The organism is Inquilinus sp. NPDC058860, assembly GCF_042743185.1.
Lineage (GTDB): Bacteria > Pseudomonadota > Alphaproteobacteria > DSM-16000 > Inquilinaceae > Inquilinus.
This window is the reverse complement of the sequence record NZ_JBHYMS010000023.1, coordinates 53447-67281: the sequence shown is the minus strand read 5'-3', so window position 1 is coordinate 67281 and position 13835 is coordinate 53447. Positions and strand designations below refer to the sequence as shown.

Genomic DNA, 13835 nt, shown 5'->3' with positions numbered 1-13835 from the left:
GTCCCCGGCTCGACATTTCAGCCGGACAAGGCCATAACGCCGCCGCCCCCCGCCACTGGGGCCGCGACACCGATCGGCCGATTCGCGGCGCGGCCCGGAATCGGCCCAGGCCCGGAGCAAGCGCCCTGGAGCACGCCATGGTCCCCGTCCTGTTCGCGCTCGGCACCAATCTCGACGACCGCGAGGACAATCTGCGCCGGGCGATCGCCTGGCTGCGCCGCGAGACGACGGTCGACGCCGTCTCGGCCGTCTACGAGACGGCGCCGATGTACGACACCGACCAGCCGGCCTTCCTCAACATGTGCGTCGCCGCCCGGACCGGGCTCGCGCCCGAGGCGCTGCTGGCGCGGCTGAAGGCGGCGGAGGCGGAGATCGGCCGGGTGCCCAGCCGGCCCAACGGCCCGCGGCTGATCGATATCGACCTGCTGCTCTACGGCGACCGCGTCGTCGGCCGGCCGGATCTGGTGGTGCCGCATCCGCGGATGGCGGAGCGCGGCTTCGTCCTGGCGCCCGCCGCCGACGTCGCCGCCGGCTGGGTCCATCCGGTCGAGGGCCGCAGCGTGGCCGAGCTGCTGCGGGCGCTCGGGCCGCTGCCCGACGTGATCCGGCGCGACGACCTGCGGCTGGACTAACCGGCGGGCGCCGGCCCGGCCGAGCCGCGCTCGACCAGCTCCGGCACCACCAGATGCGAGGGCGGGGTCTCGCCGCGCAGCAGGGCCAGCAGCAGCCCGGCCAGGCGTTCGCCGAAGGGGCGCAGCGAGGTGCGGAAGGTGGTCAGCGGCGGGTTGGCCAGCGCCGCGATCGGGATGTCGTCGCAGCCGATGATCGAGACGTCGGCGCCGACGGACAGGCCGGCGGCGCGCGCCGCCTCGACCGCGCCGAACGCCATCTCGTCGTTGCCGCACAGGATCGCGGTCGGCCGCGGCGACAGCGCCAGCAGGGCCGTGGCCTGCCGCCGGCCGGTTTCGGCGGTGTAGTCGCCGCAGCGGTGCCAGGCGGGGTCGACGGCCAGGCCGGCGGCCGCCAGCGCTTCCTGCCACCCGAGCAGGCGCTGGCGGCTGGCATTGACCTGCTCCGGCGTGTTGATCAGGGCGATGCGGCGATGGCCGCGGGCGGCCAGCCAGGCGGTCGCGGTCCGGCCGGTGGCGCGGTGGTCGGCGTCGACGAAGGGCGTCTCCGGCCGGTCGCCGTCACGGCCCAGCATGACGAAGGGGAAGCCCTGGCGGCGCAGATAATCGGCGCGCGGATCGCCGACCCGCACGCGGGTCAGGATCACGGCGTCGACCCGCCGGCCCTCGACCAGCCGGCGCAGCGCCTCGATCTCCTGCTCGTCCGGCGCGGCGCCGGCGACCAGAACGGCATAGCCCGCCGGCGCCAGTACCGCGTCGATGCCGGTCAGGAGCGGCAGGAAATAGCTGTCGACCAGCGCGGTGGGCGAGGGGGTGAGCAGCAAGCCCACGGCGTCGGCCCGGCCGCGGCGCAGGGTGCGGCCGAGGGCGTTCGGCGTGTAGCCGACTTCCGTCGCCGCGGCCACCACCCGCTTGCGGGTGTCGTCGGCGACGTCGCCGTGGCCGTTGAGGGCGCGGGAGACGGTGTAGGTCGACAGTCCGAGCGATCGGGCGAGTTCGACGATGCCCACCCGTTTGCGATCCGCCATTCGCCCGTTCCGTCGTCCTGGTCAGTCCTCGATCCTGGCGAACCGCAGCACCACGGCCGCGGTTCGGGACGCGTCGGTGCCGCCGGGCCCCTTGCCGGTGATCGGGCCGAAGTATTCGCGAAAGCCGCTCCGGGCCACAACGGCCATGCTGTCGCGGCGGATGCGCGTTCATGAAAGATCAATGCAGCTCGGGCCGTCGCGCGTCGGCCTTTACCGCGAGGCGGGGGACAGCCACACTGCCGGGATGAGGCGCTTGGCGTCATGCGCCCCCGTCATCGTCCTGGCGGCATGGGGGGTGGCCGCCCACGCGGCAGAGATGACGGTCGCGGGGATCACCTTCAGCGACGCGGAAGGCGGCTTCGTGCTCGAAGCGGCAACCGGGACCGGACGGCTCGACGACCCCTTCGTGGTGGTCGAGCGGATCACCGGCAAGGGCGAGGCGGCGCTGACCGTCACCGGGCTGGCCCCGGCCTTCGGCAACCGGGTCGGCACCGCGCATCTGGCCGGCTTCGCCCTGGTCAAGGTGGTGCGCAACGACACCGGCGAGACCTGGCGCGACTTCCCGGTCGAGCTGCAGGAGCGGCGCGGCGACCAGAGCCCCTATGGCGACGGCCTGTCCTTCGCCCAGGCGCCGGAGGCGGTGCGCGGCATCCGGGCCGACCGCTTCACCGCGGCCCAGATGTATGACGAGCCGCGCGACATGGTGCTGTTCCATGACGGCACGGTGCCGCCCGGCGGCACGGTGGTGCTGCGCGTCGTGGTCACCGACAACACCCCGTCGGACAGCTTCTACGTGGTGCAGCGGCGGATCCAGCCGACCGCGGCGCTGCCGCAGCCGTGGCGTGTCGCCCGGGCCGGGCCATGAGGGGCGTCGCGCGCCGCGCGCTGGCGGGCCTGCTGCTGTGCCTGTGGCTGCCGGGCGCGGCACGGGCGGGGGAGGTCTCGGCCGCGGGGCTGGTGTTCAGCGATGCCGAGGGCGGCTTCGTGCTCGAATCGGCGACCGGGACCGGCCGGCTCGACGACCCCTTCGTGGTGGTCGAGCGGATCACCGGCAACGGCGAGGCGGCGCTGACCATCACCGGGCTGACCGCAGGCTTCGGCAACCGCATCGCCACGGCGCACCTCACCGGCTTCGCCCTGACCAAGATCGTGCGCAACGACACCGGTCAGGCCTGGCGCGATTTCCCGGTGGAGCTGGAGCGGCATCGCGGCGAAGGCAGTACCTATGACGACGGCCTGTCCTTTGCCCAGGGGCCGCATGTGGCGCGGTCGATCTGGGCCGAGGGCTTCGCCGCCGGCCGGGTGATCGACGAGCCGCATGACGGCCTCGTCTTCGAAGGCGGCACCATCCCGCCCGGCGGCACGGTGACGCTGCACTTGGTGGTCACCGACAACATGCCGGCCGGCCCGGTCTATCTGGTGCAGCGCCGCCTGGCGCCGACCGCGCTGCTGCTGCCCGGCCGGCGCCGGATGGGCGCGACGCCGTCATAGACGGCCGCCCGCCGGCGTGCCGTCCGGGCCTGCCCCCTGGCTGGCGGCGCCGGTCCTCGCTATATCCAACGGGCCCGGCACGACCGGCCGGGCCGAGACGAGGCCCATGCAGATCTTCCGCCACACCGAAAACCTGCCGGCAGCGGCGCGCGGCGCGGTGGTCGCCATCGGCAATTTCGACGGCGTGCATCGCGGCCACCAGACCGTGGTCGCGGCCGCGCAGGCCGAGGCGCGGCGGCTCGGCGTGCCGCTCTGCGTGCTCAGCTTCGAGCCGCATCCGCGCAGCCTGTTCCGGCCGCAGGACCCGCCGTTCCGGCTGACCCCGTTCCGGATCAAGGCGCGGCTCCTGGAGGCGCTGGGTGTCGACCTGCATGTGGTGCTGCATTTCGACCGGGCCTTCGCCGGCCGCTCGGCCGAGGATTTCATCGAGACCGTGCTGGTCGGTGCGCTCGGCGCCCGCCATGTTGTGGTCGGCTACGATTTCTGCTTCGGCCATCGCCGCGCCGGCACGCCCGAGACGCTGACCGCCTTCGGCCGGCGCCTCGGCTTCGGCGTCACCATCGTCACCCAGGCCTCGGACGAGACCGGGGGCCTCTATTCGTCCAGCCGGGCGCGCGAGCTCTTGGCCGCCGGCGACACCCACGGCGCCGCCGAGATCCTCGGCCGGCCCTGGGAGATCGAAGGTCGGGTCGAGCATGGCGACAAGCGCGGCCGCGAGCTCGGCTTCCCCACCGCCAATGTCGAACTGGGCGACTTCCTGCGTCCGGCCTATGGCATCTATGCCGTACGCTGCGCCGTGGACGAGGGCGGGCCGCTGGTCTGGCACGACGGCGTCGCCAATCTCGGTATCCGGCCGATGTGGCGGACCGAGACGCCGCTGCTCGAGGCCTATCTGTTCGACTTCTCCGGCGACCTCTATCACCGCCATCTGCGGGTGCAGCTGGTGGAATGGCTGCGCGGCGAGGAGAAATTCGACTCGCTCGAGGGGCTGGTCGCCCAGATCGACCGCGACTGCGAGGCGGCACGTCAGGCGCTGGCGCGGTAAGTCGCGACTTCCTGCGCCTTGACCGCGGCCGCCCATCCGTTACGATAGGATCCATGCGCAAGCCGGCCGCCCTGTTCCGAATTATCCGCCCGGCCCTCTGACGGGGGTCGGGTCACCGCGCCGCGCGCACCCCTCGCATCATGCCGCTCCACGGCCCGGCCGGGTCGTCCGGCTGGCATCCGATCGTCAAAGCGGGTATTGACCCCCGCGTGGATCCACGAGCCTTCATGTCATGACCGTCCAGCCCGCCGAAACTCCGGGTGCCGCCCCGGCTGCTTCCGACTACCGATCCACCGTCTTCCTGCCGAAGACGGATTTCCCGATGCGTGGCGGCCTGCCGCAGAAGGAGCCGGAGCTGCTGGCCCGCTGGGCGGCGAACGACCTGCTGGGCCGGATCCGCGCCGCTTCGAAGGGCCGGGAAAAGTTCGTCCTGCATGACGGCCCGCCCTATGCCAATGGCGACATCCATATCGGCCATGCGGTCAACAAGATCCTGAAGGACATCGTCGTCCGCACCCGCCAGATGCTGGGCCGGGATTCGGTCTACGTCCCGGGCTGGGACTGCCACGGCCTGCCGATCGAATGGAAGATCGAGGAGAAGTACCGCAAGGCCGGCCAGGACAAGGACGCGGTGCCGGTGCTGCAGTTCCGCGAGGAATGCCGCGCCTTCGCCCGGCACTGGGTCGGGGTGCAGTCGGAGCAGTTCCAGCGCCTCGGCGTGATGGGCGACTGGGCCGATCCGTACCTGACCATGACCGACGCGGCCGAGGCCCAGATCGTCCGCGAGATCCACAAGTTCCTGCTCAACGGCGGCCTGTATCGCGGGCTGAAGCCGGTGCTGTGGTCGGTGGTCGAGAAGACCGCCCTGGCCGAGGCCGAGGTCGAGTACCAGGACCTGACCTCGGACATGGTCTGGGTGCGCTTCCCGGTGGTCAAGGCGTCGCGCCCGTCGCTCGACGGCGCCGCGGCGGTGGCCTGGACCACCACGCCCTGGACCCTGCCGGCCAACCGCGCCATGGCGTACGGTCCGGACTTCGAATACGGCGTCTACCAGGTCGACACCGTGGCCGAGGGCAGCCTGGCGAAGATCGGCGAGACGCTGCTGCTGGCCACGGCACTGGCCGAGACGGTGGCGAAGGACCTCGCCGTCACCGGCTGGACCGCGATCGACAGGTTCCCCGGCTCGGACCTCTCCGGCTCGATCGCCCGCCATCCGCTGGCGGGGCAGGGCTACGATTTCGAGGTGCCGTTCCTGCCGGGCGGCCATGTCACGGTCGACGCCGGCACCGGCCTCGTCCACACCGCGCCCAGCCATGGCGCCGACGACTTCGATCTCGGCCGTGCCCACGGCATCGCCGCCACCGAGACGGTGACCGAGGACGGCCGCTACCATGTCAGCGTGCCGCTGTTCGCCGGTCATGTGATCTACCGGCCGGACGGCAAGAAGGGCGACGCCAACAAGGTGGTGACGGCGGCGGTCGAGGCCGCCGGCGGCCTGCTGGCCAAGGGCCAGATCCGCCACTCCTACCCGCACAGCTGGCGGTCCAAGGCGCCGCTGATCTTCCGCGCCACGCCGCAATGGTTCATCTCGATGGAGACGAACGGGCTGCGCGACAAGGCTCTGGAGGCGCTGAAGCACACCCGCTTCGTGCCCGAGCAGGGCTACAACCGCCTGTCCTCGATGATCGAGAGCCGGCCGGACTGGGTGATCAGCCGCCAGCGCGCCTGGGGCGTGCCGATCGCGATCTTCGTCGACAGGAAGACCGGCGAGCCGCTGCGCGACGCCGCGGTCAGCCAGCGCATTGCCGCGGCCTTCGAGCTCGAGGGCTCGGACGCCTGGTACAAGCACGACGCCCAGTTCTTCCTCGGCAACACGCTGAAGGCCGAGGATTACGAGCAGGTCTTCGACATCGTCGACGTCTGGTTCGAATCCGGCTCGACCCACGCCTTCGTGCTGGAGCAGCGGCCGGAGCTGAAATGGCCGGCCGACCTGTATCTCGAGGGCTCGGACCAGCACCGCGGCTGGTTCCACTCCTCGCTCCTGGAAAGCTGCGGCACGCGCGGCCGGGCGCCCTATGACACGGTGCTGACCCACGGCTTCACGCTCGACGAGCAGGGCCGGAAGATGTCGAAGTCGCTCGGCAACGTGGTGGCGCCGCAGACGGTGGTCGACCAGTCCGGCGCCGACATCCTGCGCCTCTGGATCGTCGGCACCGACTATTCCGAGGACATGCGGATCGGCAAGGAGATCCTGAAGTACCAGGCCGACGCCTATCGCCGGCTGCGCAACACGCTGCGCTACCTGCTGGGCGCCCTCGACGGCTTCGAGGACGGCGAGCGGCTGCCGGCCGCCGAGCTGCCGGAGCTGGAGCGCTGGGTGCTGCACCGGCTGTGGGAGCTGGACGGCGCGATCCGCCGGGCGATCGAGGCCTACGACTTCCACGCCATGTCCACGGCGCTGCACAATTTCTGCGCCGTCGACCTCTCGGCCTTCTACTTCGATATCCGCAAGGACTCGCTGTACTGCGACCGGCCGGACGATCCGCGCCGCCGTGCGGTGCGCACCGTGCTCGACATCCTGTTCGATCACCTGACGGTATGGCTGGCGCCGATCCTCTGCTTCACGGCGGAGGAGGCATGGCTGGCCCGGCACGGCAACGCGCCGGAGATCAGCGTCCATCTCCGCACCTTCCCGGAGGTGCCGGAGGCGTGGCGCGACGATGCTCTGGCCACGCGCTGGGCGCGGCTGCGCGACCTGCGCCGCGTCGTCACCGGCGCGCTGGAGCTCGAGCGGGCGGCCAAGCGCCTCGGCTCCTCGCTGCAGGCCCACCCGGTGGTGCATGCGGGGGCGGAGGAAGCAGGGCTGCTGGGCAGCCTCGACTTCGCCGAGATCTGCATCACCTCGGGCCTGACGGTCGAGACCGGTGCGGCGCCCGAGGGCGCCTTCACCCTGGCCGATGTGCCGGGCGTGGGCGTCACCGTCGCCTCGGCCGAAGGCCATCGCTGCGAGCGCTGCTGGAAGGTCCTGCCGGAGGTCGGCACGGTCGCCGCCCATCCCGATCTGTGCCGCCGCTGCGCCGACGCCGTTGACGCGCCTGGCTCCGGGGCCGGGGCGTCCGAATGACCGATCCTCGCCTGTTCCGGCGCGGCCTGATCATCGCCGTCCTGATCCTGGTCGCCGACCAGGTCAGCAAATGGTGGGTGCTGAAGGGCCTGTTCGGGCTGCCTGAGCCGATCACCACCGCCAGCTGGGCGCCGCCGATCCGGATCACCGGCTTCCTCGATTTCGCCATGGTCTGGAATTATGGAATCAGCTTCGGTCTCCTCGCCGGCGACACGCCGCTGGTGCGCTGGGGCCTGTCGGCGGTCGCGGCCGCCGTCGTCGCCGGGCTCGTGGCGTGGCTCTGGCGCAACGATCGGGGCCTCGTCGCCTTCGGCGTCGGGCTGATCATCGGCGGGGCGATCGGGAATGTGATCGACCGGCTGCGCTTCGGCGCCGTCGCCGATTTCTTGCATTTTCACGCCGGGGAGTATTCCTTCTGGGTGTTCAACGTGGCCGACAGCGCGATCAGCATCGGGGTGATGCTGCTGATCGCCGACAGCCTGTTCGGCCGGCGCACGCATCCGGTGACGGCGCAGCAGAGGGATCGAACGTGAGCGGGCAGTCTCGTTTTCTCCAGTCTACCTCTCTTTCCCAGCCCTGCCGGGCGCGGCGGCGGGGCAGGCTGGTCACGCTGACCGGCCTGGTCGTCGCCACTCTGGCCGTCGCCGGCTGCGGCGGTAACCAGACGGTGCAGGAGATGATCGGCTATGACCGGTCGACTCCCGACGAGTTCGCGGTGATGCCTCGTGCGCCCCTGGCCATGCCGGGCTCGATGGACGAGCTGCCGCCGCCGACGCCGGGCGCGCCGCGGCCGCAGGAGGCCCAGCCGCGCGAGCAGGCCGAGGCGATCCTGTTCGGCCAGGGCCAGAAGGTGACGCGCGGCGAGGCCGCCCCGGCCGCGGGCGGTGCGGGCGCCGCGGCGATCCTGGCCAAGGCCGGGCAGGCGCAGCCGGACATCCGCACCACGGTCAATCAGGAGACGGCGCAGCTGTCCGAGAGCGAGGACGGCTTCATCGACCGGCTGATGTTCTGGAACTCCAAGCCGCTGCCCGGCACCGTGGTCGACCCCTACAAGGAATCGGCGCGCCTCAACACCAATGCCGAGCAGGGCAAGCCGCTGTCCACCGGCGACACGCCGATCATCATCCGCCGGCGTGCCGCGCCGCTCGAGGGCCTGGTCCCGAGCTTCTGAGGGTTGTGAGTTCCACGGGGCCGGCCACTGCCGGCCCGTCTTCTTTGATCCGACACGCTGCCGCACCGGAGGCGCCCGCCCATGTCCGATCTGACCCGCTCGCCCGCCTGGACCGCGCTCGCCGCGCACCGCAAGGCGATGGACGGCGTGCATATGCGCGACCTCTTCGCCGCCGACCCGAAGCGCTTCGACCGCTTCTCGCTGCGCCTCGGCGAGGTGCTGCTCGACTATTCCAAGAACCGGGTGGCCGAGGAGACGATGCGCCTCCTCTTCGCCCTGGCCCGCCAGCAGGACGTCGAGAACTGGCGTGACTTCATGTTCGCCGGCGACCTGATCAACGGCACCGAGCACCGCGCCGTGCTGCACACTGCGCTCCGAGCTGACCCGTCGGACAAGATTCCGGCAGGCAGCGACGAGAACGTGATGCCGGAGGTAGCGGCGGTGCTGAGGCACATGCGCGAATTCTCCGACGCGGTGCGCGACGGCAGCTGGACCGGCCACACCGGCAAGCCGATCACCGATGTGATCAACATCGGCATCGGCGGCTCCGACCTCGGCCCGGTGATGGTGTCCGAGGCGCTGCGCCCGTACCAGCATCCGCGCATCAAGCTGCACTTCGTCTCCAATGTCGACGGCACCCACATCGCCGAGACGCTGAAGCGGATCGATCCCGAGACCAGCCTGTTTCTGATCGCGTCCAAGACCTTCACGACGCAGGAGACGCTGACCAACGCCCTTACCGCCCGGCGCTGGTTCCTGCATTCCGGCGCGCCGGAGGCGGCGATCGCCAAGCACTTCGCGGCGCTGTCGACCAATGCGGCGGAGGTGTCGAAATTCGGCATCGACACCGCCAACATGTTCGGCTTCTGGGACTGGGTCGGCGGCCGCTACTCGGTGTGGTCGGCGATCGGCCTGCCGGTGATGATCGGCATCGGCGCCGACGCCTTCGAGCGCTTCCTGGCGGGCGGCCGCGCCATGGACGCGCATTTCCGCTCGGCGCCGCTGGAGCAGAACCTGCCGGCGGTGCTGGGCGTGCTCGGAATCTGGTACGGCAATTTCTGGGACGCCCAGACCCACGCCGTGCTGCCCTACGACCAGTATCTGCACCGGCTGCCGGCCTATCTGCAGCAGGCGGACATGGAGTCGAACGGCAAGTCGGTCGACCGCCAGGGCCACCGGGTCGACTACCAGACCGGGCCGGTGATCTTCGGCGAGCCCGGCACCAACGGCCAGCACTCCTTCTACCAGCTGATCCACCAGGGGACGAAGATCATCCCCTGCGACTTCATCGCGCCGGTGGAGAGCCACAACCCGGTCGACGACCACCACCCGATCCTGCTGTCCAACGTCCTGGCCCAGACCGAGGCGCTGATGGTCGGCAAGACGCCGGACCAGGTGCGGGCGGAGCTGGCCAAGTCGGGGATGTCCGGCGCGGCGCTGGAGGCGTTGCTGCCGTTCAAGGTGTTCGAGGGCAATCACCCCTCCAACACCATCCTGGTGCGGACCGTCGATCCCTACACGCTGGGCCTGCTGGTCGCGCTCTACGAGCACAAGATCTTCGTCCAGGGCATCATCTGGAACATCTACTCCTTCGACCAGTGGGGGGTGGAGCTGGGCAAGCAGCTGGCCAAGGCTATCCTGCCCGAGCTGCTGGGCGAGAAGCAGCCGGGGCCGCATGACAGCTCGACCCTCGGCCTGCTCGCCGCGATCCGCGACTGGTCGTGACCGGGCCGGCCGATCCATATCGGACGCGTATGGATCGGCCGGAATCCTGCTATTGGACATGATGACGGCCTGGGTTCATCACTAAGGCAAATTCCGCCCGTGAGCCGAGGACACGCCATGGCCGACTGGAACCCAGCCCTCTACCGCCGCTACGAGGACGAGCGCACCCGCCCGGCCCGCGACCTGCTGGCCCGGGTCGATCTCAACCCGCCCGCTTCCGGCCGTCCGCTGGTCGTCTACGACCTGGGCTGCGGCCCGGGCAATTCGACCGAGCTCCTGGTCGAGCGCTTCCCGGGGGCGGAGGTCACGGGCATCGACAGCTCCGAGGCGATGCTGGCCGATGCCCAGGCCCGCCTGCCGGGCTGCCGCTTCGAGCGGCACGACGTGGCCGTCTGGCAGCCGGGGACGGCGCCGGACCTGATCTACGCCAACGCCACGCTGCAATGGGTTCGGGGCCACGAGACGCTGGTGCCGCGGCTGTTCGGCTTCCTGGCCCCCGGCGGGGTGCTGGCGGTGCAGATGCCCGACAACCGCGAGGAGCCGACGCACCGGCTGATGCGCGCGGTGGCGGGCGAGGGCCCGTGGAAGGAGACGATCGGCGACGCCGCGCTGGTGCGCACCAAGATCCTGCCGCTCGACGACTACTACGACCTGCTGGCGCCGATCGCGGCCGAGACCGATGTCTGGCGCACCGCCTACCAGCATCCGATGGCCTCGCCGGAGGCGATCGTCGACTGGGTGCGCGGCACCGGCCTCCGGCCCTTCATCGACCCGTTGACCGAGGAGCAGCGCGCCGGCTTCCTCGAGGACTATACCCGCCGCATCGCCGAGACCTATCGGCCGAAGGCGGACGGCAAGCTGCTGCTGGCCTTCCCGCGGCTGTTTGTCGTCGCCCGCCGCCCTCGCTAGGTCTTCCCTGCGCTGCGGCGGGGCACCACATGGCAGGAGCAGTCCATGACGATGGAGCCCGCCATGTCGATCCCCCATCTCGCCACGATCGGGTCGCTGCTCGGTGTCCTTCTCCTGCTCGCCGCCTGCGAGGGCATCGAGGTCAAGCCCTACTCGCCGAGCGGCGGGCGCAGCGGCTCCAGCTTGGGGGCGGGGAGCAGCGGCCGTCATTGAGGCCTCCGCGATCCCGTGACAGGATCGCGGCATGGCCCGTTTTCTCTGCCGCACCTGCGGCACCCAGTATCCCGACCGCCCGGCACCGCCCGCCGCCTGCCCGATCTGCGAGGATGAGCGCCAGTTCGTGCCCGAGGCCGGGCAGAGCTGGCTGACGCTGGAGGAGCTGCGGCGCGATCACCGCAACGGCTTCTCGGCGATCGAGCCCGGCCTCGACCAGATTCTGGTCGAGCCAGAATTCGGCATCGGCGAGCGCGCCTTCCTGATCCGACTGCCGCAGGGCGGCGTGGTGATGTGGGACTGCGTGGCGCTGATCGACGACGCCACGGTGTCGGCGATCCGGGCGCTGGGCGGGCTCCGCGCCATCGCCATCTCGCACCCGCATTACTACACCACGATGGTGGAATGGGCGCAGACCTTCGGCTGCCCGGTGCATCTCCATGCCGATGACCGGGAGTGGGTGCAGCGCCCCGACCCGGCGCTGTCCTTCTGGTCGGGCGAGACCCTGGCGCTGGCCGACGGCCTCACCGTGATCCGCTGCGGCGGCCACTTCGCCGGCGCCGCGGTGCTGCACTGGGCGGCGGGGGCGGAGGGCCGCGGCGTGCTGCTCAGCGGCGACACCATCCAGGGCCTGCCGGACCGGCGCTGGGTGTCCTTCATGTACAGCTACCCGAACCTGATCCCGCTGCCGGGCCCGGCGGTGCGGCGCATCGCCGACGCGGTGGCGCCGTATGAGTTCGACCGGCTGTACGGTGCCTTCGTCGGCCGCCAGGTGAAGGCGGACGCCCGCGGCGCCGTGCTGCGCTCGGCCGAGCGCTATATCCGGGCGATCCGGGGCGGCTGATCCTCGGCGTCATCACCCTGTCATCGCGGTCATGGCAAACGGTTCGGCGGGTCAAGCCGCGGCGCGTCCCCGGCCATGCCCGCATCCGAGAGGGGGATAGACATGCGACTTGGGAAGACGATCGCGCCGGCCGTCGCCGCGGCGCTCGGCATCGCGGTGCTCGCCGTCCCGGCCCTGGGCCAGACCGTGACGGTCCGCTTCGTCCACACCAACGACATCGACCGGATGGAGGAGCGCGACGGCCGCGGCGGCTTCGCCCGGCTGGCCGGCGCGGTGGCGGCGGAGCGGGCACGGCCGGGCCGGACCCTCTTCATCCACACCGGTGACACGCTGTCGCCCTCGCTGCTCTCGGGCATCGACAAGGGCCGCCACATCATCGACCTCCTGAACCGGATCCCGGTCGACCTGTTCGTGCCCGGGAACCATGATTTCGATCTCGGGCCGCAGGTCTTCCGCGACCGGCTGGCCGAGGCCCGCTTCGACGTCGTCTCTTCCAACATCCGCGAGCCGGACGGCCGCGCCCCCGCCCACACGATCGACGACAAGGTCATCGACGTGGACGGGATCCGGATCGGCTTCTACGGCCTGACCACGGAGGACACGCCGATCGGGTCGAGCCCGGGCGAGATCACGTTCGAGGGCTCGATCGACACCGCCCGGCGCAAGGCGGCGGAGCTGCGCGGCAAGGGGGCCGACTTCATCGTCGCCATGGTGCACACGCCGCTCGCAGTCGATATGGGCCTGCTGCGCGGCGGGTTCGCCGACCTCGTCCTGTCCGGCCATGACGAGCATCTGCTGACCTATTTCGACGGCAAGGGCGCGCTGGTCGAATCCCAGACCGAGGCCAATTTCATCGTCGTCACCGAGGCGACGATCACCAAGTCGGTGGAGCAGGGGCAGACCGACATCGACTGGTGGCCCGCCTTCCGCGTCGTCGACACCGCCACGGTCACCTCCGATCCGGCGATCGCCGAAGCGGTCGCCGCCTACGGAAGGCAGCTGGACGAGGCGCTGCTGGTCGAGATCGGCGTCACCGAGACGCCGCTGGACAGCCGCCGCGCCAGCGTCCGCACCCAGGAGACCGCGATCGGCAACCTGATCGCCGACGCGATGCGCGCGGCGGTCGGCGCCGACGTCGCCCTGTTCAACGGCGGCGGCATCCGCGCCGACCGGGAATATCCGGCCGGCACCGTGCTGACCCGGAAGGACATCCAGTCGGAGCTGCCCTTCGGCAACCGAACGGTGAAGCTCGAGGTCACCGGCGCGGTGCTGCGCCGGGCGCTGGAGAACGGTGTCAGCCAGGTGCGCGAGGTCGGCGGGCGGTTCCCGCAGGTCTCCGGCATGGCGATCGAGGCCGATCTCGACCGGCCGGTCGGCGAGCGGCTGCGCAGCGTCACCGTCGGCGGCGCGCCGCTCGACCCCGCCCGTACCTACACCCTGGCCACGCCGGATTTCCTCGCCCGCGGCGGCGACCAGTATGCGATGCTGGCCGAGGGCCAGCCGATCGTCAGCGAATCCGACGCCCAGATCATCGCCAACCAGGTCATCGACTATGTCGCGGCGCAGGGCCGGATCGCGCCGAAGGTCGAGGGCCGGGTGAAGCTCCTGCCCTGACCGGCCGGCTTGCCCGTCCGATCGCTTCGCCGCATCCTGCCC

14 protein-coding genes are annotated in these 13835 nt (G+C 71.1%); 12 read left to right on the top strand and 2 right to left on the bottom strand.

Annotated elements, in window-relative coordinates:
* The first annotated feature begins 137 nt into the window (after positions 1-137).
* Positions 138-632 (top strand): 2-amino-4-hydroxy-6-hydroxymethyldihydropteridine diphosphokinase, encoded by a 495-nt coding sequence (gene folK / locus ACFW16_RS17575; RefSeq protein ID WP_380307257.1) that lies wholly within the window; start codon positions 138-140, stop codon positions 630-632.
* On the opposite strand, the gene ACFW16_RS17570 is transcribed toward folK, so the two are convergent.
* Together ACFW16_RS17570 and ACFW16_RS17565 are read right to left on the bottom strand one after the other, a co-directional pair.
* Complete coding sequence (locus ACFW16_RS17570; protein WP_380307255.1) at positions 629-1657, bottom strand: LacI family DNA-binding transcriptional regulator; 1029 nt, start codon at positions 1655-1657, stop codon at positions 629-631. The genes folK and ACFW16_RS17570 overlap by 4 nt on opposite strands.
* A gap of 21 nt (positions 1658-1678) precedes the next feature.
* Positions 1679-1804: a hypothetical protein gene (locus tag ACFW16_RS17565; protein WP_380307253.1), complete on the bottom strand. Its 126-nt coding sequence runs from the start codon at positions 1802-1804 to the stop codon at positions 1679-1681.
* Positions 1805-1973: 169 nt separating this feature from the next.
* Between ACFW16_RS17565 and ACFW16_RS17560 the strand changes: the two genes are divergently transcribed.
* From ACFW16_RS17560 to ACFW16_RS17510, 11 genes are all read left to right on the top strand, one after another.
* Positions 1974-2522: a hypothetical protein gene (locus ACFW16_RS17560; RefSeq protein ID WP_380307251.1), complete on the top strand. Its 549-nt coding sequence runs from the start codon at positions 1974-1976 to the stop codon at positions 2520-2522.
* Positions 2519-3148, top strand: a complete 630-nt coding sequence (locus tag ACFW16_RS17555; protein ID WP_380307249.1) for a hypothetical protein — start codon at positions 2519-2521, stop codon at positions 3146-3148. Before ACFW16_RS17560 ends, ACFW16_RS17555 begins: the two co-directional genes overlap by 4 nt.
* A gap of 106 nt (positions 3149-3254) precedes the next feature.
* A complete protein-coding gene (locus ACFW16_RS17550; RefSeq protein WP_380307247.1) occupies positions 3255-4193 on the top strand; it encodes a bifunctional riboflavin kinase/FAD synthetase in 939 nt (312 codons plus the stop codon).
* 232 nt (positions 4194-4425) lie between these two features.
* Positions 4426-7317 (top strand): isoleucine--tRNA ligase, encoded by a 2892-nt coding sequence (gene ileS / locus ACFW16_RS17545; protein WP_380307245.1) that lies wholly within the window; start codon positions 4426-4428, stop codon positions 7315-7317.
* Entirely contained in the window at positions 7314-7850 is a 537-nt protein-coding gene (gene lspA / locus ACFW16_RS17540) for a signal peptidase II (protein WP_380307243.1), read from the top strand. Before ileS ends, lspA begins: the two co-directional genes overlap by 4 nt.
* Positions 7847-8488, top strand: a complete 642-nt coding sequence (locus ACFW16_RS17535) for a DUF3035 domain-containing protein (protein WP_380307241.1) — start codon at positions 7847-7849, stop codon at positions 8486-8488. The genes lspA and ACFW16_RS17535 overlap by 4 nt, the downstream gene beginning before the upstream one ends.
* Positions 8489-8569: 81 nt before the next feature.
* Positions 8570-10213, top strand: a complete 1644-nt coding sequence (gene pgi / locus ACFW16_RS17530; RefSeq protein ID WP_380307239.1) for a glucose-6-phosphate isomerase — start codon at positions 8570-8572, stop codon at positions 10211-10213.
* A 117-nt stretch (positions 10214-10330) separates the two neighbouring features.
* On the top strand, positions 10331-11122 hold the full coding sequence (tam, locus tag ACFW16_RS17525) for a trans-aconitate 2-methyltransferase (protein WP_380307237.1): 792 nt from the start codon (positions 10331-10333) through the stop codon (positions 11120-11122).
* 45 nt (positions 11123-11167) lie between these two features.
* Positions 11168-11335 carry a hypothetical protein gene (locus tag ACFW16_RS17520; protein WP_380307235.1) on the top strand — a complete coding sequence of 56 codons (168 nt, stop codon included), beginning with the start codon at positions 11168-11170 and terminating at the stop codon, positions 11333-11335.
* Positions 11336-11366: 31 nt separating this feature from the next.
* On the top strand, positions 11367-12179 hold the full coding sequence (locus tag ACFW16_RS17515; protein ID WP_380307233.1) for an MBL fold metallo-hydrolase: 813 nt from the start codon (positions 11367-11369) through the stop codon (positions 12177-12179).
* Positions 12180-12281: 102 nt separating this feature from the next.
* Complete coding sequence (locus ACFW16_RS17510) at positions 12282-13793, top strand: bifunctional metallophosphatase/5'-nucleotidase (protein ID WP_380307231.1); 1512 nt, start codon at positions 12282-12284, stop codon at positions 13791-13793.
* The last annotated feature ends 42 nt before the right edge of the window (positions 13794-13835 follow it).